Here is a 17,785-nt window from a genome sequence, read left to right on the forward strand (position 1 = left end):
CCAATTCAGGCACCCTGGCCGTGTTTGATGGCGAGTAAAGCGGCATTGTCAGGACGTTTCCGACGGCTAAACGGCCAACGGCCACCATTGGTCTTTATTGTCATCATCGAAGCGGCGTTCAGGCACGCTAAATGCTTATTTTAAAAGGCGGTCAGGACACTCTGAAGGCAAATGCTCCGCTATTTGCGTGCTCAGCGATTACAAGGACTTTCGCAGCAACGAAAGGGGTGGGTTCACCTTGCCTTGCACTGAACCAGCGCTCAGCGAGTGGGTTCAGCTAACCACGGCGATAACAACAAGGGTCCACGGCACGTACTGTGGATCTCATAACAAAATCGTGTGATAGCACGGTCTGGTTGTCCTGCCAGGCCGTAGAGGGTTGTACATGGAACAGCTAAGTTTCCGTCCGGTAACGCCGCCTGAAGCCGTATTGTCGCGTTACGAAATCTGTCGCACCCACGACCTTGAAGAAGCCCGGCAATGGGGCGAGAAAATCTTCTGCGAAAACCACCTGTGCAGCGTTGATAGCCAGGGCTCGGTGAATACCCGCATTTACTATCGCCGTCTCGGCGGCATCGGCATCGGCCGCATGAGCTACGGTGGCGCCGTCACCATCAAGCCGGGTGTGCTCGATACCTTCGCCCTGATCCAGATGCCGATTTATGGTGAAGAATTGATCCAGCTGGGCAAGCAGCGGGTGTTGTGCAACCCGCGCATGGGTACGGTGATCAATGCCCACACACCGACAGTGATCAACCATACGCCCAATACTGAAAAGCTGATCATGCGCATCGATCGCAGCTTGCTCGAGCGCCATTGCCAGCAACTGCTCGGACGCACCCTGCGCAACAACATCGAGTTCGACTCAGGCCTGCCCCTGGACACCGAGGCCGGGGCGCGCTGGTTGCGCATGGTCAGTTGGGTGTATGACTCGCTCTCGGTGGACGATGAGCTGTCGCCGCTGATGGCAGCACAGATGGAAAGCGGCCTGGTCAACATGCTGTTGACCAACCAGCCCAACAGCTACTCGGCAGAGCTGTGCGCCGATGGCCCGTCGCTGGCGCCGTCGTTCGTCAAGCGCGTCGAGCGCTACATTGAAGAGCACGCCCATGAGCCGATTTCCATTGTCGACATGGCCGAGCATGCCGGGGTCAGCAGCCGTTCGTTGTTCACCGGTTTCCGTCGCTACCGCAACACTTCGCCCATGCTCTACCTCAAGGAAGTGCGCCTGCGCCGGGTGAATGAAGAGCTGCTGCGCCTGAGCACCGGGCGCGACACGGTGACAGCGGTGGCCTTTCGCTGGGGCTTCAGTCACCTCGGCCATTTCACCACCGACTACAAGCGCCGTTTCGGCGAGAGCCCGTCGGAAACCCTGGCGCGCTGAGTGCGCCACTCATGGCATGCATCTTTATGCGCTTGCGGGATAAGGCCAACAGTGTAGGGAGCGTCAGCCGCGGTACAGCTTCTTAGGATGACTGCATTAGCGCCACACGGGGTGGCGCCTGTCCAGTCAGCCAGGGGGTTATACCAATGTCCGATCAGCCAATCATCCGGCGTCGTGTGGTCAAGCATGGCATCAGCGATGCCCGTGCCAACAACGCCAAGACCCAGAGCCAGTACCAGCCGTACAAGGATGCCGCCTGGGGTTTCATCAACCACTGGTACCCGGCACTGTTCTCCGAAGAGCTGGCCGAAGACCAGGTCGAAGGCATGATGATCTGCGGCGTGCCGCTGGTGCTGCGGCGGGTCAACGGCAAGGTCTACTGCCTCAAGGATCAGTGCCTGCACCGTGGTGTGCGCTTGTCCGAGAAGCCGATGTGCTTCAACAAGAGCACCATCTCTTGCTGGTACCACGGCTTCACCTTCGATCTGGAAACCGGCGACCTGGTCACCATCATCGCCAACCCGGACGACAAACTGGTCGGCACCACCGGTATCACCAGCTACCCGGTGCAGGAAGTCAACGGGATGATCTTCGTCTTCGTCCGTGAAGATGACTTCCCTCTCGACGACGTACCGCCGCTGGCCAATGACTTGCCGTTCCGCTTCCCGGAAAACAGCGAGCGCTTCCCGCATCCACTGTGGCCGGCTTCGCCCAGCGTGCTGGACGAGAACGCCATGGTCCGCGGCATGCACCGGACCGGTTACGGCAACTGGCGTATCGCCTGCGAGAACGGTTTCGACAACGCCCACATCCTCGTGCACAAGGACAATGCCATCGTCCACGCCATGGACTGGGTACTGCCACTGGGGCTGCTGCCGGCGGCGGATGACTGCATCAGCGTGATCGAAGACGAGAACGGTCCGAAGGGCCTGATGCAGTGGCTGTTCACCGACAAGTGGGAGCCGGTGCTGGAAAACCAGACCCTGGGCCTGAAAGTCGAGGGTCTCAAGGGCCGTTTCTATCGCACTTCGGTGGTGCTGCCCGGCGTGCTGATGGTGGAGAACTGGCCGGAAGAGCACGTGGTGCAGTACGAATGGTACGTACCCATCACCGATGACACCCATGAGTACTGGGAAATCCTCGTGCGCGTGTGCAACACCGACGACGAGCGCAAGAAGTTCCAGTACCGCTACGACTACATGTACAAGCCGCTGTGCCTGCACGGCTTCAACGACTGCGACCTGTACGCCCGTGAAGCCATGCAGAACTTCTACTCCGACGGTACCGGCTGGGATCAGGAGCAATTGGTGGCCACCGACGTCTCGCCGATCACCTGGCGCAAGATGGCTTCGCGCTGGAACCGCGGGATCGCCAAACCGGGCCGCGGCGTGGCCGGTGCCCTGAAGAACACCAGCCTGATTTTCAAGGACACCGCCGACGGCCATCGCCCAGGCTACAAGGTGCGTCAGATCAGCGAAGAATGATGCCTCGGGGCCGCGCTTCAGACCAGGCGCGGCCCCACTTCCTGTGGGAATTCCTTATGTCGCAATTGTCCGCGAGCGAAAGTCGGTTCGTTTCGGTTGAGGGGGTGCGCCTGCACTATCAGGTGCATGGCCAGGACACCGGTGGCCTGCCGGTGATCTTTACCCATGGTGGCGGCCCGGGCAGCACTGCCTGGAGCAACTTTCGCCTGAGTGCCGGGGCGTTTGCTGCCGGGTACCGTTGTTATTTTCTCGATTTCGCCCAGTTCGGCGGCTCCGACCGGGTGCCGGTCGAGGGCCCGTTGTTCACCTGGCACGCGCGCAAGCTGCTGGGCTTCATGGATGCTTTGGGCATCCGCCGGGCGCACCTGATCAACCAGTCCTTTGGTGGTGGAGTAGCGCTGCGCCTGGCTGCCGATCATCCCGAGCGGGTAGGGCGCCTGATCGCCATCGGCGCTCAGCCGGTCGACCAGGGCGCACTGCAGCCGCTGCCGCTGTTTGGCAAGCACGCCGCGACCTTGATCAGTGATTACTACCTGGCGGATGGCGGTCCGAGCCTGAACAAGATGCGTAAGTTGTTGCAGCGTTATGAGCTGCACGATGACAGCCGTCTCGACGAAGAAAACCTGCGCCTGCGTTTTGCAGCCAGCAACCACCCCGGCTACCTGCAACTGCTGCACATACCCGGTGCTTTCGGGGAGTGGGAAAACTTGCTGCCGCTGCTGCATCAGGTGCAGGCACCGACCTTGTTGTGCTGGGGCCTGCATGACTGGTTCGGCAGCATCGATGTGCCGATGATGATGCTCAACCGCCTGCCGGACGGCCATCTGCATGTGTTCGGCAAGGCCGCGCATCATGTGCAGAGCGAGTGCCCGGACGACTTCAACCGTCTCGCCCTGGGTTTTATCGGAGCCGATCAATGAGCCTTCCCAGCGATGTGCATTTTCTGGAGATGCACGAACTGTCGTTGCTGATCCGCAGCCGCAAGATTTCGCCGGTTGAAGTCACCGAAGCACAACTGGACCGCATCGACGCCCTCGACGGTGAGCTGCACAGCTACGCCCGGGTGACAGCCGAGCTGGCGTTGGAGCAGGCACATGTTGCCGAACAGGAACTGGCCGACGGTATCTGCCGCAGCCCGCTGCACGGTATCCCGCTCGCTTTCAAAGACCTGTTCGACTGCGCTGGCGTGATCACCTCGGCGGGTATGCCGCTGCACGCTCAGCGCATCGCCCAGCAGGACGCCACGGTGGTCGCACGCCTGCGCGAAGCCGGTGTGGTGATGCTGGGCAAACTGCAGATGACCGAAGGTGCCTTCGCCATCCATCACCCCGATACCGCCGTGCCGGTCAACCCTTGGGGTAGCAATCACTGGAGCGGCGCCTCTTCCAGTGGTTGCGGTGTGGCCACGGCTGCCGGCCTGTGCTACGCCTCGCTGGGCAGCGACACCGGTGGCTCGATCCGCTTTCCCTGTGCCGCCAACGGCCTCACCGGCCTCAAGCCGACCTGGGGGCGGGTCAGCCGTCATGGCGCTTTCGAGATGGCGGCGAGCCTCGACCACGTCGGCCCGATAACCCGCAGTGCGCGGGATGCCCTGTTCCTGCTGTCGACCATCGCCGGGCATGATCCGCTCGACCCCACCTCGCAGCCTAGCGTGTGCCTGGAAGTGCCGGGCATCGACGATACCTTCCGCGGCTTGCGGGTCGGCATCGATGAACGCTGGCTCAGCGAAGGTGTCGATCCGGTGATCCAGCAGGCCCTGCAGCAGATCATGCTGATGATCCGCGACGGTGGTGGTCTGTTGCTCAGCGTACGCATGCCGGATACCCGTGCCGTGAGCAGTAACTGGGAGGCCCATTGCGGTGTGCAGACGGCCGTGGCCCATGCCGACACCTATCCCTTGCACGCCAGCGCCTACGGCCCGGCCCTGAGCCGCCTGATCGGTGCCGGCCGTGCCCTGAGTGGCATGGACTACCAGCGCATTCTGCTCGCCGCACAACGCTTCACAGGCGAAGCCGATGCCTTGCTGCACGAGCTGGATCTGTTGTTGGCGCCGGTGCAACCCTACGCCGCGCCGACCTACGAGCAACTGGCCAATCTGGCCCAGGACCCGGAAGCCAACCGTCGTCTGATTCAGTTCACCGCGCCGTTCAACGTCAGTGGCCATCCCTGCCTCAGCCTGCCCATCGGCCTGACCGAAGACGGCCTGCCGATTGGTGGCCAGTTCATCGCCCGCAAAGGGGGGGAGGCAGTGCTGTGCCGCGCCGGCATGGCGGTGCAGCGCGTTTCGCACTGGCACCAGCTGCGTCCGCAAGGCTTCAGTTGAGCGGGCAGGGGCGTGCAAGAACTTGCGCTTTCGGGATAACCGCGTAGCCCAAGGGAGCGCCGCGCCCACCGGGCAGTTCCTAACATCGACGCCATCTGCAGTCCGCACACCCGTCAGTCTCGAATATCGGTGGAACCCAGCCATGAATGAGCAACTACATCAAGTCACCCTGAACTTCGCCGATGGCGTCACCCACCACTTCAGTGTCGCAGCGGGTAGCAACATTCTCGATGCCGCCATCGCCGCTGAAATGCCCGTGCTCTATCAGTGCCGCTCCGGCGGTTGCTCCAGTTGCATCTGCAACCTCAGTCAAGGCGAAGCGGTGACCCAACCCGGTGCCAGTGCCTCGTTGCTGGGCAGTGAGTACGAAGCTGGCCAGCGTTTGCTGTGTGTCTCGCAAGCCAATTCCGATTGCACCTTCGAACTGGCCTATGGCAGCGCAGTGGGCTCTACCGCGGCCCGCGAAGTACACGCGTTCATCGACTCGATCGAGCGCATCGGCAGCAACGTCATGAAGCTGACGGTGGAGCTGGCGGAAGGCGAGTGGCTGGAGTTTCGCCCCGGCCAGTTCATGCAGATCGTCGTACCGGGCCTGGGCGTGCTGCGCAGCTATTCGCCGTCCAGTACCCAGGTGAGCCTGCCAAAGATGGAGTTCCTCATCCGCCTGCTGCCGGGTGGGGCGATGTCCAGCTTCCTCGAGAACGAGGCCGATGCCGATCACGTATTGACCCTCAGTGGTCCCTACGGCGCGTTTTTCCTGCGCGATGAACACAAGCGTGTACCGCACATCTTCGTCGCCGGTGGCACCGGCCTGGCGCCGATCCTGTCGATGATCGACACCCTGCGCCAGAGCAGCGGACGCAAGCCGCCGATGCTCCTGAGCTTCGGCTGTGCGGTGCCCGAGGCGCTGTTCTCGCAGGAAGACATCGAGCTGCGCCAGCAGTGGTTGCCAAGCCTGGAAGCGCGCATCTGCGTCGACCGCGAAGCCACGGAGGGGCTGCACCTGGGCAGCCCGGTCAGCGCCCTGCGCGAAGGCGATGTGAGCGACCCCGACACCGTGGCCTACCTGTGTGGCCCGCTGCCGATGATCGATGCCGCCACCCGGCGGCTGATCGAGCTGGGCGTCAAAGCCCAGAACATTTTTGCCGAACAATTCGTTGCCAGCCATTGAGGACCCGCGCATGAAACCGACGACGTCGCTGCCGTTCACCGCCGAGCAAAGCCAGTGGTACGAGCAGGCTCGCGCCCGCCTCAACCCAAAGCGCCTGCAGGCCCTGCTGTTCGACCTGACCAACATTCACAGCCCCACCGGTGCCACCCGCCAGGCCAGCGAATTCATGACCCGCCACCTGCAGTCCATCGGCATGCAGTCGCGCTACTACCCGATGAACGACATCAGCGGCAATGCCCTGGGTGAGCGCAGGGGCAGTGGCGATGGCGCCACCGTGTTGCTGTATGCCCCGATCGACACCCACCTGGATCGCACTTCAGGCGAACAGGTGCTCACCGGCGAAGGCCAGGAAGCGGACCTGCAGCCCTTCGCCCAGCAGGTCGACGACTGGGTCTTCGGCCTCGGTTCGTCCAACCCCAAGGCCATGCTTGCGACCCTCACCGAAGTGGCCACTGCGCTGCTCGAAGCCAACCTCCCGCTCAAGGGCGACTTGCTGCTGGGCATGGCCGACGGCGGCATGCCGGTGGACATCAGTGCCCGCCATGCGGGGATGTCCAACGGGGTGATCCATATGCTCAATCGCGGCATGTACCCGGACTTCGCGATCATCATGAAACCGTGGAACTGGGTCTATCACGAGGAGCCGGGCATGGCCTGGTTCAAGCTCAAGGTCAAAGGCACCCTCGGGTACGCCGGTGTGCCACACGACACTCCGGGTTTCCGCAGTTCGGTGCTGCCAGCCGCCAGCGTGATCCAGGAGCTGCAGGCGTGGATCGTGCAGTACACCGACCGCAACACCAGCGGCGTGATCCAGCCGCACGGCTGGATTGCCGGGGTGCGCAGCGGCGATGTCGAGCGCCCGGCATTCCCCAGCGCGGTGACGGAAATCTTCTTCGATGTGCGGGTCAATCCGCGGGTCAGTCCGGCCAGCGTCAAAGCGCAGTTCGCCGACTTTGTCAGCGACCTCAAGACGCGCTTCCCGGCGCTGGATCTGGACTGGGAGCAGTACGGCTCGGTACCCGGTGGCAGCACCGACCCAGAGAACTGGATCGTGCAGTCGTGCAAGCGCGGCTGGGAATTCATCGAGCAGCGCCCGCATGGCATTCCCGACATGCTCGCCGGCCAGACCGATGGTGCCGCACTGCGCCGTTACGGCGTACCAACGGCGCGTATCGGCTGGCCGTGGCCGGCGACCGGCGCACCGTTGCCGGTGGCCGAAGGCCTGGGGGGCATGGGCGCGACGTACATCCCTGACCTGATGCCTTGCGCCGAGAAAATCCTCTACGCCCTGGTCGACACGCTGACCCGTTCACGCAGCGAACTGGGCCTGTAAGGCCGCCGGAGGCAGCAGATGAATAAGCGTATCAAGATGATCTTTCCGGTGCCGATGAGTGACGCCACCCGTCCGCTGGTGGAGTCACAGCTACCGACGTCCCTGCTGCGCCCGGACATCGAGGTGAGCTTTGTCGGTGCCGGCCAGGTAATGACGCTGGCCGACAGTTACTACGACATGGCCTTGATGGAGCTGGCGGTGATCGAGGCCGGTATCCAGGCCGAGGAGCAGGGTTTTGATGCGGTGTGCATCAACACCGTCAGCGACTCCGGCCTGGCGGCGTTGCGCTCGCGCCTGTCGATTCCGGTGTTGGCGCCTGGCCTTGCTGCCTTTCATACCGCGTGCATGCTGGGGCACAAGTTCAGTGTGCTGACCATGTGGCCGCGCTGGTATCCGTTGTATCGCAAGACCATCAAGGAATACGGCCTGGAACCGCGGCTGGCATCGATCCGCTCGATCGATGTGCGTCCGGATACCGAAGCCTTGCTGCAAGGCAAGGAAACCGTGGTCTTCGCCAGGTTGCTGGAAGCGGCCTGGCAGGCCATCGAGCAAGACGGTGCCGATGTCATCGTCCTTGGCTCCACCACCATGCACCAGTCTCACGCCTACCTGAGTGAGCACTTGCCTGTGCCGGTGCTCAACCCCGGGGTGATCGCCTACAAGCAGTGCGAAATGCTCCTCGACCTCGGCTTGAGTCACAGCAAAGCGGCCTACCCAAGCCCGGAACAGAACAAAGACGCGGCCTTCATTCACTGAAGTGACGCCAGGAGTACCTGAATGAAAATGTTTGAACCAGGGCTGTCCCATGCTGCGAGCGACCTGACCATCGCCCAGGCGGTTGCCGCCTTCCGTGACGGCGTGTTGACCAGTGTCGAGCTGGTGCATGCCTGCCTGCAGCGCGCCGAGGATGGCAAGGCCCTCAATGTCTATGTCACCCTCGACGGCGTCGGGGCACTGCGCGCTGCCCAGGCCGCCGATGCCGCCCGTAAGGCCGGCGAGCCACAGCGGCCGCTGAGCGGCATCCCGGTGGTGATCAAGGACAACATTCACTGCGCCGGTCTGCCCTGTACGGCGGGCTCGCCGGCCTTCGCCGGGTTTGTTCCGGGTGAAGATGCGCCGACCGTGCGCAAGTTGCGTGAGGCCGGGGCGATCATCCTCGGCAAGACCAACATGCACGAACTGGCCTTTGGCGCCACCGGCTACAACGGCGCCTTCAACACCGGTCGCGATGTCGGCGTGCGCAATCCCTATGACAGCACGCGTATTGCCGGTGGTTCGTCCTCCGGCAGTGCCGCCGCCTTGGGCGCGCGCATGGCCCTGGCGGCGTTGGGCACCGACACCGGCGGTTCGATGCGTATTCCACCGGCACTCAACGGCTGCGCTGCGCTGCGCCCCAGCCAGGGCCGCTACTCCGACCGCGGGGTGATTCCGATTGCCCGCAGCCGCGACACGGTAGGCCCGATGGCCCTGTGCATGGCTGACGTGGCCTTGCTCGACGGCTTGATCACCGAGGACTACGCGATACCGTCGGTTCGCCTGAGCGAGCTGCGCCTGGGTGTTCCCGGCGAGTTCTGGTTGAACCTTGATGAGGATACCGAGGCGCTTGCTTCGGCGGCCTTGCAGCTATTGCGCGATGTCGGTGTGACCCTGGTCCCGATCGAAGCAGCCGGCCTGCACGCGCTCAATGAGCCGGTGGGCTTCCCGGTGGTGATCCACGAAGCCTACGACTGCATGGTCGATTACCTGGCCGAGTACGGCCACGGCATGACCATCGAGCAGGTCGGTGAAAAGCTGCACAGCCCTGACGTACGCTTTATCTACGAACACTGGGTGCTGCCGCGCAAGGTCCCGGTCGGCGAGCGGATGGTGGATGTCGCGCCGCTCTATGAGGCGGCGCAGAACGGCGGCCGTCAGGCCCTGCGCGAGCGTTATCAGGATCTGTTCGAACTGCACCGTCTCGATGGCCTGCTGTTTCCCACCACCACCATAGTCGCGCCGCTGGCCAGTGCTGAAGTCAATGAGCCACGCAGTTTCGAACGCTTGATCCAGAACACCGAACCGGGCGCCAGTGCCGGCCTGCCGTGCATTCAACTGCCGGTCGGTATCGGTGCTCTTAGCGGCTTGCCGGTGGGCATGGAAGTGGATGGCCCGGTTGGCAGCGACCGCCGCCTGCTGGCCATCGGTCAATTGCTGGAAAGCCTGTTCGGCCGCATTGCGCGGGCGTGAAGCGGCTGTGTATTCACTAAGGAGCAGGTATGAGTCAGAGCACTGTGTGGCGTGACAAGGTGGTGATTGTGACCGGTGGCGCCAGCGGCATGGGCCGTGATGTTTGCCTGGCCTTGGCGGCCGAAGGCGCGCGGCTGGTGATTGGTAACCGCAATGCCGAAGCGGGTCAGTTGCTGCTCGAACAGATCCGTGCCGGCGGCGGCCAGGCGGTGTTCCAGGTTACTGATGTCGCGCGCGCCGAGGATTGCCAGGCACTGGTGGCATTGGCCAGCGAGCGTTACGGGCGTCTCGATGCGGCGTTCAACAACGCCGGGCTGCAGCGCAGCTTCAATTCGCTGCATGCCACACCCATCGAAGACCTCAGCGACGTCATCGATATCAACCTCAAGGGCATCCTGTACATGATGAAGTACGAGGCTGCCGCCATGCTCGCCGGCGGTGGCGGGGCCATCGTCAACAACGCTTCGATCTTCGGCCTCAAGGCCATGGCCGAAACCGCCTGTTACGTGGCCTCCAAGCACGGCATTGTCGGCGCCACCCGCGCCGCCGCACTGGATTACGCCACCCATGGCATCCGCGTCAACGCCGTCTGCCCAGGGCCGATCAAGACGCCAAGTTTCGACCGCGTCACTGCTGGCGACGATCACCTCTACGACGACGGCGTGCCCATGCGCCGCATTGGCCGCCCTGAAGAGGTGACCGCAGCAGTGCTCTGGCTGCTCTCCGATCAGGCTTCCTACGTCACCGGCAGCACGCTCTCGGTGGATGGCGGCATGTCGGCCGAATAGCGCTTCGATCACAGGAGAACCATGAATGATCAATGCATTGAGTTATGTGGTGGTGCACACCCCGCACCTGCAGGCCTGGATCGAACAGGCCGAGCAGCATGTCGGCCTGCAGGTCGAGGTGATGCAAGCCGATGCCTGCGTGCGCCTGCGTGCCGATCAGAAGCTGCAGCGTCTGCTGGTCAGCAAGGTCGATGGCGAGGCGAGCATGGGCATGGGCTTTGAAGTCGCCGATGCGCCAAGCCTGGCGACGCTGCGTGAAGTGCTGGAGACCGAGGGCTATGCCACTACCCTGGGCAGCGCTGAAGAGCTGCAGCTGCGCGGGGTCGAGGCGATGTTCCACTTTCGCGACCCGGATGGTCTGCGCATCGAGGTCTGTCACGGCCTCGCCGATGCGCCCACGCCGTTCGTGCCAGGTCGGCCACTGGGTGGCTTTCGCACCGGCGACATGGGCCTGGGTCATATCGCCCTGATCACCGAGCACTTTGAGGCGCTGAGCCACCTGTATCGCACGCTCTTTGGTTTCAAGGTCAGCGACCACACCGAAGCGCCGTTTCGCGTCGAGTTCCTCCACTGCAATCCGCGCCACCACACCGTCGGCCTGGCCCACACCGGGGGACCGGCAAAGATCTATCACCTGATGCTCGAATACAACGATTTCGATGACGTCGGCCGCGCCTACGACATGGCCCTGACCCAGCCGGACTGCATCGGCGTGACCCTGGGGCGGCACATCAACGACCACGTCACCTCGTTCTACCTGAAAAACCCCGATGGCTGGATGTTCGAACTGGGCTGGGCCAGCCGCACCGTCGGTCCCGACTGGCAGGCCGAGGCCCTGGAAGGCATGAGCCTGTGGGGCCATGACCGTACCTGGCTGCCGGAGCACAAACGCGAAGAAGCCCGGCAAATTCTCCAACGCCTGGCCGCCCAGGGCGTGCGCGCGCCAGTTGTCACCACCTCTCAAACTGCCAAGGCCAAACAATGACTGCAAATACCTGCCCGGAAATCGCCCAAAGCATTCAGATCGGTGAATGCACCCTCAACTATCACGATCAGGGCGACGGCGAAGTCATCCTGCTGATTCACGGCTCAGGTCCTGGGGTGACTGCCTGGGCCAACTGGCGCGGGGTGATCCCGGCCCTGTCGCAACAGGCGCGGGTGATTGCCCCGGATATGCTCGGTTTCGGCTACAGCCAGTGCCCGGCCGAGTGGAAACTGGACCCACAGACCTGGGTACAGTCGCTCGTCGGCCTGCTCGATGCGCTGGACATCCCGCGTGTCTCGATCGTCGGCAACTCGTTCGGCGGGGCCATTGCCCTGGCCTTCGCCAAGGCCTTCCCGCAGCGGGTTCAGCGCTTGGTGCTGATGGGCGCGGCGGGGTTGTCGTTCCCCCTCACCGAAGGGCTGAACAAGGTCTGGGGCTATCAGCCTTCGCTGCAGGCAATGCGCGAGCTGATGGAGGTGTTCGCCTACGACCACGGCCTGATCAACGACGACCTGGTGCGGATGCGCTTCGAAGCCAGCATTCGTGACGATGTGCAGAGCCGTTTCGCCCAACTGTTCCCCGAACCTCGCCAGCAGGGTGTGCAACTGCTGGCGCTGGCGGAAGACGACCTGCGGGCGCTGACGCAGCAGACCTTGCTGATTCATGGCCGCGACGACCAGGTCATCCCGCTTGAGGTGTCTGAACGCATGCTGCGCCTGATCCCCCATGCGCAGTTGCACGTCTTCGGCGAATGCGGCCACTGGGTGCAGATTGAACGGGCCCAGGCGTTCACCCGACTGCTGGTCGATTTTCTGCTTGAACAGCCCACCACAACCGGAGCATGAGCATGGACCGTGAAACTGTTAAAGGTCGCTGGAATATCCTCGCCTGGGAGCAACTGTACGACGACGGCCGGGTCGTGCTGCCGATGGGCACGCAGCTGGAGGGCTTTATCGAATACAGCGATTTTGGCATGTTCTGCGTAATCGCCAGGCAAGGCCGGGAAGCGTTCACCAGCGGTGGCCAGTGGTCTGCCGAGGATAGCGAGAAGGCGGCAGCCTACAGCAGCTACCTGACCTATGCCGGTGACTTCGAAGTGGAAGGCGACACCATCATCCATAAAGTGCGCCACAGCATTTTCCCCAACTGGGTGGGCGGCATCCAGCAGCGCAGCGCAGTGCTTGAGGGCGATGTGCTGTCACTCACGGCGCGGCTGGAAGAGGGCACTGCCGAAGCGCGTACTGCACGCTTGCAGTGGCAAAGGGCTGTTTCCGTGACGCGATGAGCAATGGGCAAAGCCTGAGAACACTGCTATTCCTATTGCTTGAAGCTTTCGGATAGCCGTTGATGCTGGTCGTCGAGCAGTTGCGCAAGTCGTTCATCACTGCCCAGGGCACCTTGCCGGTGTTGCAGGGCGTCGACTTGCGCCTGGCACGCGGCAGCAGCCTGGCGTTGATGGGCGAATCGGGCAGCGGTAAAAGCACCTTGCTGCATCTGCTCGCGGGGCTCGACCGCGCCGACAGCGGGCGCATCCTCATCGACGACCAGCCCCTCGACGGTCGCTCGGAGACCGCGCTGGCACGCTGGCGCCGCGAAGGCATCGGTCTGGTGTTCCAGCAGTACAACCTGATCAGCAGCCTGGATGTGGCGGCCAACCTGGCGTTTCAAGCCCGGCTGGCGGGGCGTCACGACGCGCAGTGGATGGAGTACCTGACCCAGCACCTGGGCCTGACGAGCCTGCTGCAACGTTACCCGGAACAACTGTCCGGCGGTCAGCAACAGCGGGTCGCCATCGGTCGGGCGCTGGCGCCGCGACCGTCGCTGGTGCTGGCCGACGAACCCACCGGCAGCCTCGACGAGGCCAGCAGCGATGAAGTACTGGGGTTGATGCTGCAACTGGTCGCGGATGCCGACAGCAGCGTCTTGATGGTGACCCACAGTCAGCGTCTGGCGGCGCGCCTGCAGCAGCGCTGTTTCCTGCATGCCGGTCGGGTTCAGGTCGAGCAAGCCTGATGAATGCCTTGCGCATGACCGTGCAGGCGCTGCTGAGCCACTGGCGGCGGCATCGCCTGCAGTTTTTCAGCATCTTTACCGGGTTGTGGCTGGCCACGGCGTTATGGACCGGTGTCCAGGCCCTCAACAGCCAGGCGCGCAATGACTACGCCCGCGCCAGTGCGGTACTGGCGGGCCCTGCGCAAGCGCAGTGGGTGGCGCGTGATGCCGAGCGCTTCGACCAGTCGCTGTACCTGCAACTGCGCCAGTTGGGCTGGTCGCTGTCGCCGCTGCTGGAGGGGCGTTTGCGCTTTGCCGGCGAGCGGCCGCTGGCGGTGCGGCTGATCGGCATCGAACCACTGAGCCTGCCCGCGGCATCCAGCGTTGCCGGCACGCAGGTCAAAGACTTCGACCTGCGCGCCTTCATCGGCACGCCGGGGCAAGCCTGGATCGGCCCGGACACGTTGCAGCAACTGGGCATGCAAGCCAGCGATCAAGCTGTCAGCAGCGACGGCCAGGTGTTGCCGCCTTTCGTGCTCAAACCACAGCTGGCGCCGGGCGTCATCGTCGTTGATATCGGTCATGCCCAGGCCTTGTTGCAAGCGCCGGGGCAGCTGTCGCGCCTGTTGCTGGCGGATGACAATGCGCCCCTGCCGGCGGCCATCGCGGTTCACCTTAAACGGCAACCACCGGGCGACGACGGTGGCCTGCAGCGCCTGACCGAGAGTTTTCACCTCAACCTCACCGCGCTCGGCCTGCTGGCCTTCGTCGTCGGTTTGTTTATCGCGCATGCGGCCATCGGCCTGGCGCTGGAGCAGCGCCGCGGCCTGATCCGCACCCTGCGTGCATGCGGTATCAGTCTGAAAATCGTATTGCTCGGCCTGGCCCTGGAGCTGGGCGTGTTCGCGCTGCTGGGCGGTCTGGCCGGTGTCGCCAGTGGCTATGTTCTGGCCGCCTTGCTGCTGCCCGATTTTGCCGCCAGCTTGCGCGGCCTGTATGGCGCGCAAGTCGCCGGGCAGTTGAGCCTGCCGGGTTGGTGGTGGCTGGCCGGGGTGGTGGTGAGTGTGCTCGGCGCACTGCTCGCCGGCGTCAGCAGTGTGCTGCGCGCCGCCCGCTTGCCGCTGCTGGCCCTGGCGCAACCCCAGGCCTGGCGGTTGGCTCAGGGCCCCTGGCTGCGGCGCCAGGCGGTCGCGGCAGGGCTTTTAGTGCTGCTGGCATTGGTCTGTTGGCGATTCGGTGCCAGCTTGCCCAGCGCATTCATTTTGCTCGCCGCATTGCTGCTGGCGTCGGCGCTGTTGTTGCCAGCCTTGCTCGATGGCGCGCTGGCCTGGCTGGCGCGCTTCTGTCGGCGGCCGTTGAGCCAGTGGTTCATCGCCGACAGCCGGCAACAATTGCCGTCCTTGAGTCTGGCGCTGATGGCCTTGCTGCTGGCGCTGGCCGCGAGTGTCGGCGTGGGCAGCATGACCGAAGGCTTTCGCAAGACCTTCACCGGCTGGCTCGACCAGCGCCTGGCCGCCGACCTCTACATCACCCCCCGCGATAGCGCACAGGGTGTGCAGATCAACGACTGGCTCAAGCGGCAAGCGGCGATCAACGCGGTGCTGCCAAGCTGGCGCCTTGAGCTGTCTGTGCAGGGCTGGCCGGTGCAGGTCCAGGGGATCATCGAACATCCCGCCTACCGCAGCCGCTGGCCGTTGCTGGAACACAGCGCGCAGGCCTGGGAGCGACTGGCGAGCGGTCGCGCAGTCATGCTCAGTGAACAACTGGCGCGGCGCCTGGGCGTGCAACTGGGCGACAGCCTGCAACTGCCTGTGGAACCTGTGCAAAGCATGACGGTGGTGGGCGTGTACGCTGACTATGGCAACCCCAAAGGGCATTTGCTGGTCAACGCCGACTGGCTGCGCAAACAGCGGCCTGAGGCGAGCCTGAGCAACATCAGCCTGAGCGTGGACAGCGAGCGTGTACCAGCGCTCAAGGCTGAGTTGCAATCACGCTTTGCGCTGGACGACAGCCGCGTAGTCGAGCAGTCCAGCTTGAAGCGCTGGTCGACGGACGTCTTCAGCCGCACCTTCGCCGCCACCTCCGCGCTCAATAGCCTGACCCTCGGTGTCGCGGGCATCGCCTTGTTCATCAGCCTGCTGAGCTTGAGCCAGAGCCGCCTCGGCCAACTGGCACCTCTTTGGGCACTGGGTGTGCCGCGCAGGCAGCTGGTCTGGCTGTCGCTCGGCCAAACCCTTATGTTGAGCAGCCTCACCGTGCTCCTGGCGATACCCCTGGGTGTGTTGCTCGCCTGGTGCCTGGTGGCGGTGGTCAATGTCCAGGCATTCGGTTGGCGCTTGCCGTTGCATGTGTTTCCCGAACAGTTGCTGCAACTGGCTTTGCTCGGCGTGTTGACCAGCCTGCTGGCCAGCGCCTGGCCGCTGTGGCAACTGGCGCGGCGCCAGCCGGGCGAACTGTTGAGGCAATTTGCCGATGAAACCTGAAGTCTGGCTGTTGTTTGTCCTGTTACTGCCGGGCGGCTGTGATCAGCCCGAACCTGCTGACACAGGCTATGCTGGGTTGGCCGAGGAGGCGAGCGCCTTCACGCAAGTGACACGCAATCATCCACTGGTTTTTCCCCTCGACCATGGTGCGCACAACGGTTTTCGCATCGAGTGGTGGTACGTCACCGCCAACCTCAAAGACACCCAGGGGCGGGAGTGGGGCGCGCAGTGGACCTTGTTCCGTTCGGCCCTGCGCAGCGGGCCGGAAACCGCCGGCTGGAACAGTCCCAATCTGTGGTTGGGACATGCGGCGCTGACCGGCCCTGGCGGTCATCAATCCAGCGAAACCCTGGCGCGTGGCGGCATCGGCCAGGCGGGTGTCGATACCCAGCCGTTCCGTGCCTGGATCAATGACTGGTCGCTACAGGGCAGTGACGATATCGCTCAGCTACAGATGACCGCGCGCGGCAAGGACTTTGCCTATCGCTTGGATCTGCGCAGCACAGGTCCGCTGGTGCTGCATGGCGAGCAGGGCTATAGCGAAAAATCCGGCAAGGGTCAGGCGTCCTACTACTACAGCCAGCCGTTCTACCAGGTCAGCGGCGAAGTCGAACGCGAAGGCCAGCGCGTCGCGGTTACCGGCAACGCCTGGCTTGACCGCGAATGGAGCAGCCAGCCGTTGGCCGCCGGGCAATCGGGTTGGGACTGGTTTTCCCTGCACCTGGACAGCGGCGCAAAAGTGATGCTGTTTCGCGTACGCGAAAAGGATGGCATGCCGTACCGCGCCGGTACCTGGATCAGCGCCGAAGGGCAAACACAGGCGCTACAGGGCGAGCAGATCCAGCTTCAGGCCCTGGCCTGGACCACCCAGGAAAACGGCAAGAAAGCGCCGACCCGATGGCGGGTGCAGGTGCCGTCGCAAGGGCTGGATGTGCAGGTTGAGGCGCTGCAAGCGAAAGCCTGGATGCATACCAGCTTTCCCTATTGGGAAGGACCGGTGCGCATCAGCGGCAGCGTGGGGGGCAGAGGCTACCTGGAAATGACCGGTTATTAGCAGGATGCACACAACTCCTGGAGGAGCTGGCTTGCCTGCGATGGGCCGTGCAACGGCCCCAAAACCTGTGCCCCTATATCTTCATTCCAGTAACAAAGCCGCCTTGAGCAATTCATGCAACCCTTCAGGAACCAGCGGCGATTCAGCCGTAAAACATGAACTGTCACACCACATCGCCTCGAACGGCGCACCATTGCTTTCGTGACCGATCAAACTGGCCTGTTCGTAGAGACTCGCATCACTGAACCGAGCGTCGTAGACCTGAACGATCTCATGCCCAGGTTTACCGGCGTAGGTGAAAATGCTCTCCAGGGTGCCGAGCAGGCGCACGTCATGAATCGACTGGTTCAACTCTTCCTGCACTTCCCGGGCAATCGCATCGACACTGCGCTCGCCGAACTCGATGCCGCCGCCAACCGGTCGAGATAGCGTCTGCTGACTTGTGGCGTCGTAAAAGCGATTAACCAGAATCTTTCCCTGATGATGAAAAACGCACAGGGCGAGGGCGCGAATGCGAGGCTCTGACACGATTGAATAATCCTTTATCAAGTGAGGGCGCGCG

Annotated in this window: 16 protein-coding genes; 15 read left to right on the forward strand and 1 reads right to left on the reverse strand. The window is 63.4% G+C overall.

Features of this window, described 5'->3' with window-relative positions:
• Positions 1-385 precede the first annotated feature (385 nt).
• The 15 genes from ACO6VD_RS23905 (at position 386) to ACO6VD_RS23975 (ending at position 17,223) form a co-directional block, all read left to right on the forward strand.
• The gene (locus ACO6VD_RS23905; RefSeq protein ID WP_422422430.1) at positions 386-1,384 is read left to right on the forward strand and encodes an AraC family transcriptional regulator; all 999 of its coding nucleotides are present in this window, start codon (positions 386-388) and stop codon (positions 1,382-1,384) included.
• Positions 1,385-1,530: 146 nt separating this feature from the next.
• Positions 1,531-2,868, forward strand: coding sequence for a Rieske 2Fe-2S domain-containing protein (locus ACO6VD_RS23910; protein ID WP_422422431.1), 1,338 nt, complete (start codon positions 1,531-1,533; stop codon positions 2,866-2,868).
• Positions 2,869-2,924: 56 nt separating this feature from the next.
• Entirely contained in the window at positions 2,925-3,788 is an 864-nt protein-coding gene (locus ACO6VD_RS23915) for an alpha/beta fold hydrolase (protein WP_422422432.1), read from the forward strand.
• The gene (locus ACO6VD_RS23920) at positions 3,785-5,191 is read left to right on the forward strand and encodes an amidase (protein ID WP_422422433.1); all 1,407 of its coding nucleotides are present in this window, start codon (positions 3,785-3,787) and stop codon (positions 5,189-5,191) included. Before ACO6VD_RS23915 ends, ACO6VD_RS23920 begins: the two co-directional genes overlap by 4 nt.
• Positions 5,192-5,333: 142 nt before the next feature.
• Positions 5,334-6,362, forward strand: a complete 1,029-nt coding sequence (locus ACO6VD_RS23925) for an FAD-binding oxidoreductase (RefSeq protein ID WP_422422434.1) — start codon at positions 5,334-5,336, stop codon at positions 6,360-6,362.
• A 10-nt stretch (positions 6,363-6,372) separates the two neighbouring features.
• Positions 6,373-7,695, forward strand: coding sequence for a M20 family metallopeptidase (locus ACO6VD_RS23930; protein ID WP_422422435.1), 1,323 nt, complete (start codon positions 6,373-6,375; stop codon positions 7,693-7,695).
• An 18-nt stretch (positions 7,696-7,713) separates the two neighbouring features.
• The gene (locus ACO6VD_RS23935; RefSeq protein WP_422422436.1) at positions 7,714-8,451 is read left to right on the forward strand and encodes an aspartate/glutamate racemase family protein; all 738 of its coding nucleotides are present in this window, start codon (positions 7,714-7,716) and stop codon (positions 8,449-8,451) included.
• Positions 8,452-8,472: 21 nt separating this feature from the next.
• Complete coding sequence (gene iaaH, locus ACO6VD_RS23940; protein ID WP_422422437.1) at positions 8,473-9,921, forward strand: indoleacetamide hydrolase; 1,449 nt, start codon at positions 8,473-8,475, stop codon at positions 9,919-9,921.
• 29 nt (positions 9,922-9,950) lie between these two features.
• On the forward strand, positions 9,951-10,709 hold the full coding sequence (locus ACO6VD_RS23945; RefSeq protein ID WP_422422438.1) for an SDR family NAD(P)-dependent oxidoreductase: 759 nt from the start codon (positions 9,951-9,953) through the stop codon (positions 10,707-10,709).
• 25 nt (positions 10,710-10,734) lie between these two features.
• The gene (locus ACO6VD_RS23950; RefSeq protein ID WP_422422439.1) at positions 10,735-11,694 is read left to right on the forward strand and encodes a VOC family protein; all 960 of its coding nucleotides are present in this window, start codon (positions 10,735-10,737) and stop codon (positions 11,692-11,694) included.
• Positions 11,691-12,539 carry an alpha/beta fold hydrolase gene (locus tag ACO6VD_RS23955; RefSeq protein ID WP_422422440.1) on the forward strand — a complete coding sequence of 283 codons (849 nt, stop codon included), beginning with the start codon at positions 11,691-11,693 and terminating at the stop codon, positions 12,537-12,539. Before ACO6VD_RS23950 ends, ACO6VD_RS23955 begins: the two co-directional genes overlap by 4 nt.
• 2 nt (positions 12,540-12,541) lie before the next feature.
• A complete protein-coding gene (locus tag ACO6VD_RS23960) occupies positions 12,542-12,979 on the forward strand; it encodes a lipocalin-like domain-containing protein (protein WP_422422441.1) in 438 nt (145 codons plus the stop codon).
• A 62-nt stretch (positions 12,980-13,041) separates the two neighbouring features.
• Entirely contained in the window at positions 13,042-13,707 is a 666-nt protein-coding gene (locus ACO6VD_RS23965; protein ID WP_422422442.1) for an ABC transporter ATP-binding protein, read from the forward strand.
• The gene (locus ACO6VD_RS23970) at positions 13,707-16,169 is read left to right on the forward strand and encodes an FtsX-like permease family protein (protein WP_422422443.1); all 2,463 of its coding nucleotides are present in this window, start codon (positions 13,707-13,709) and stop codon (positions 16,167-16,169) included. The genes ACO6VD_RS23965 and ACO6VD_RS23970 overlap by 1 nt, the downstream gene beginning before the upstream one ends.
• Entirely contained in the window at positions 16,159-17,223 is a 1,065-nt protein-coding gene (locus ACO6VD_RS23975) for a lipocalin-like domain-containing protein (RefSeq protein ID WP_422422444.1), read from the forward strand. Before ACO6VD_RS23970 ends, ACO6VD_RS23975 begins: the two co-directional genes overlap by 11 nt.
• Before the next feature lie 81 nt (positions 17,224-17,304).
• Here the strand turns inward: ACO6VD_RS23975 and ACO6VD_RS23980 are convergent, their stop codons facing one another.
• Positions 17,305-17,751 (reverse strand): NUDIX hydrolase, encoded by a 447-nt coding sequence (locus ACO6VD_RS23980; protein ID WP_422422445.1) that lies wholly within the window; start codon positions 17,749-17,751, stop codon positions 17,305-17,307.
• Positions 17,752-17,785: the final 34 nt, after the last annotated feature.

It is taken from the genome of Pseudomonas sp. GZD-222 (genome assembly GCF_049310525.1).
In the GTDB taxonomy this organism is placed as follows: Bacteria; Pseudomonadota; Gammaproteobacteria; order Pseudomonadales; family Pseudomonadaceae; genus Aquipseudomonas.

What these genes read in the sequence shown, in the direction of transcription:
- ACO6VD_RS23905 (WP_422422430.1), top strand. Translation starts at nt 386, where the DNA reads ATGGAACAGCTAAGTTTCCGTCCGGTAACGCCGCCTGAAGCCGTATTG.
- ACO6VD_RS23910 (WP_422422431.1), top strand. Translation starts at nt 1,531, where the DNA reads ATGTCCGATCAGCCAATCATCCGGCGTCGTGTGGTCAAGCATGGCATC.
- ACO6VD_RS23915 (WP_422422432.1), top strand. Translation starts at nt 2,925, where the DNA reads ATGTCGCAATTGTCCGCGAGCGAAAGTCGGTTCGTTTCGGTTGAGGGG.
- ACO6VD_RS23920 (WP_422422433.1), top strand. Translation starts at nt 3,785, where the DNA reads ATGAGCCTTCCCAGCGATGTGCATTTTCTGGAGATGCACGAACTGTCG.
- ACO6VD_RS23925 (WP_422422434.1), top strand. Translation starts at nt 5,334, where the DNA reads ATGAATGAGCAACTACATCAAGTCACCCTGAACTTCGCCGATGGCGTC.
- ACO6VD_RS23930 (WP_422422435.1), top strand. Translation starts at nt 6,373, where the DNA reads ATGAAACCGACGACGTCGCTGCCGTTCACCGCCGAGCAAAGCCAGTGG.
- ACO6VD_RS23935 (WP_422422436.1), top strand. Translation starts at nt 7,714, where the DNA reads ATGAATAAGCGTATCAAGATGATCTTTCCGGTGCCGATGAGTGACGCC.
- iaaH (WP_422422437.1), top strand. Translation starts at nt 8,473, where the DNA reads ATGAAAATGTTTGAACCAGGGCTGTCCCATGCTGCGAGCGACCTGACC.
- ACO6VD_RS23945 (WP_422422438.1), top strand. Translation starts at nt 9,951, where the DNA reads ATGAGTCAGAGCACTGTGTGGCGTGACAAGGTGGTGATTGTGACCGGT.
- ACO6VD_RS23950 (WP_422422439.1), top strand. Translation starts at nt 10,735, where the DNA reads ATGATCAATGCATTGAGTTATGTGGTGGTGCACACCCCGCACCTGCAG.
- ACO6VD_RS23955 (WP_422422440.1), top strand. Translation starts at nt 11,691, where the DNA reads ATGACTGCAAATACCTGCCCGGAAATCGCCCAAAGCATTCAGATCGGT.
- ACO6VD_RS23960 (WP_422422441.1), top strand. Translation starts at nt 12,542, where the DNA reads ATGGACCGTGAAACTGTTAAAGGTCGCTGGAATATCCTCGCCTGGGAG.
- ACO6VD_RS23965 (WP_422422442.1), top strand. Translation starts at nt 13,042, where the DNA reads ATGCTGGTCGTCGAGCAGTTGCGCAAGTCGTTCATCACTGCCCAGGGC.
- ACO6VD_RS23970 (WP_422422443.1), top strand. Translation starts at nt 13,707, where the DNA reads ATGAATGCCTTGCGCATGACCGTGCAGGCGCTGCTGAGCCACTGGCGG.
- ACO6VD_RS23975 (WP_422422444.1), top strand. Translation starts at nt 16,159, where the DNA reads ATGAAACCTGAAGTCTGGCTGTTGTTTGTCCTGTTACTGCCGGGCGGC.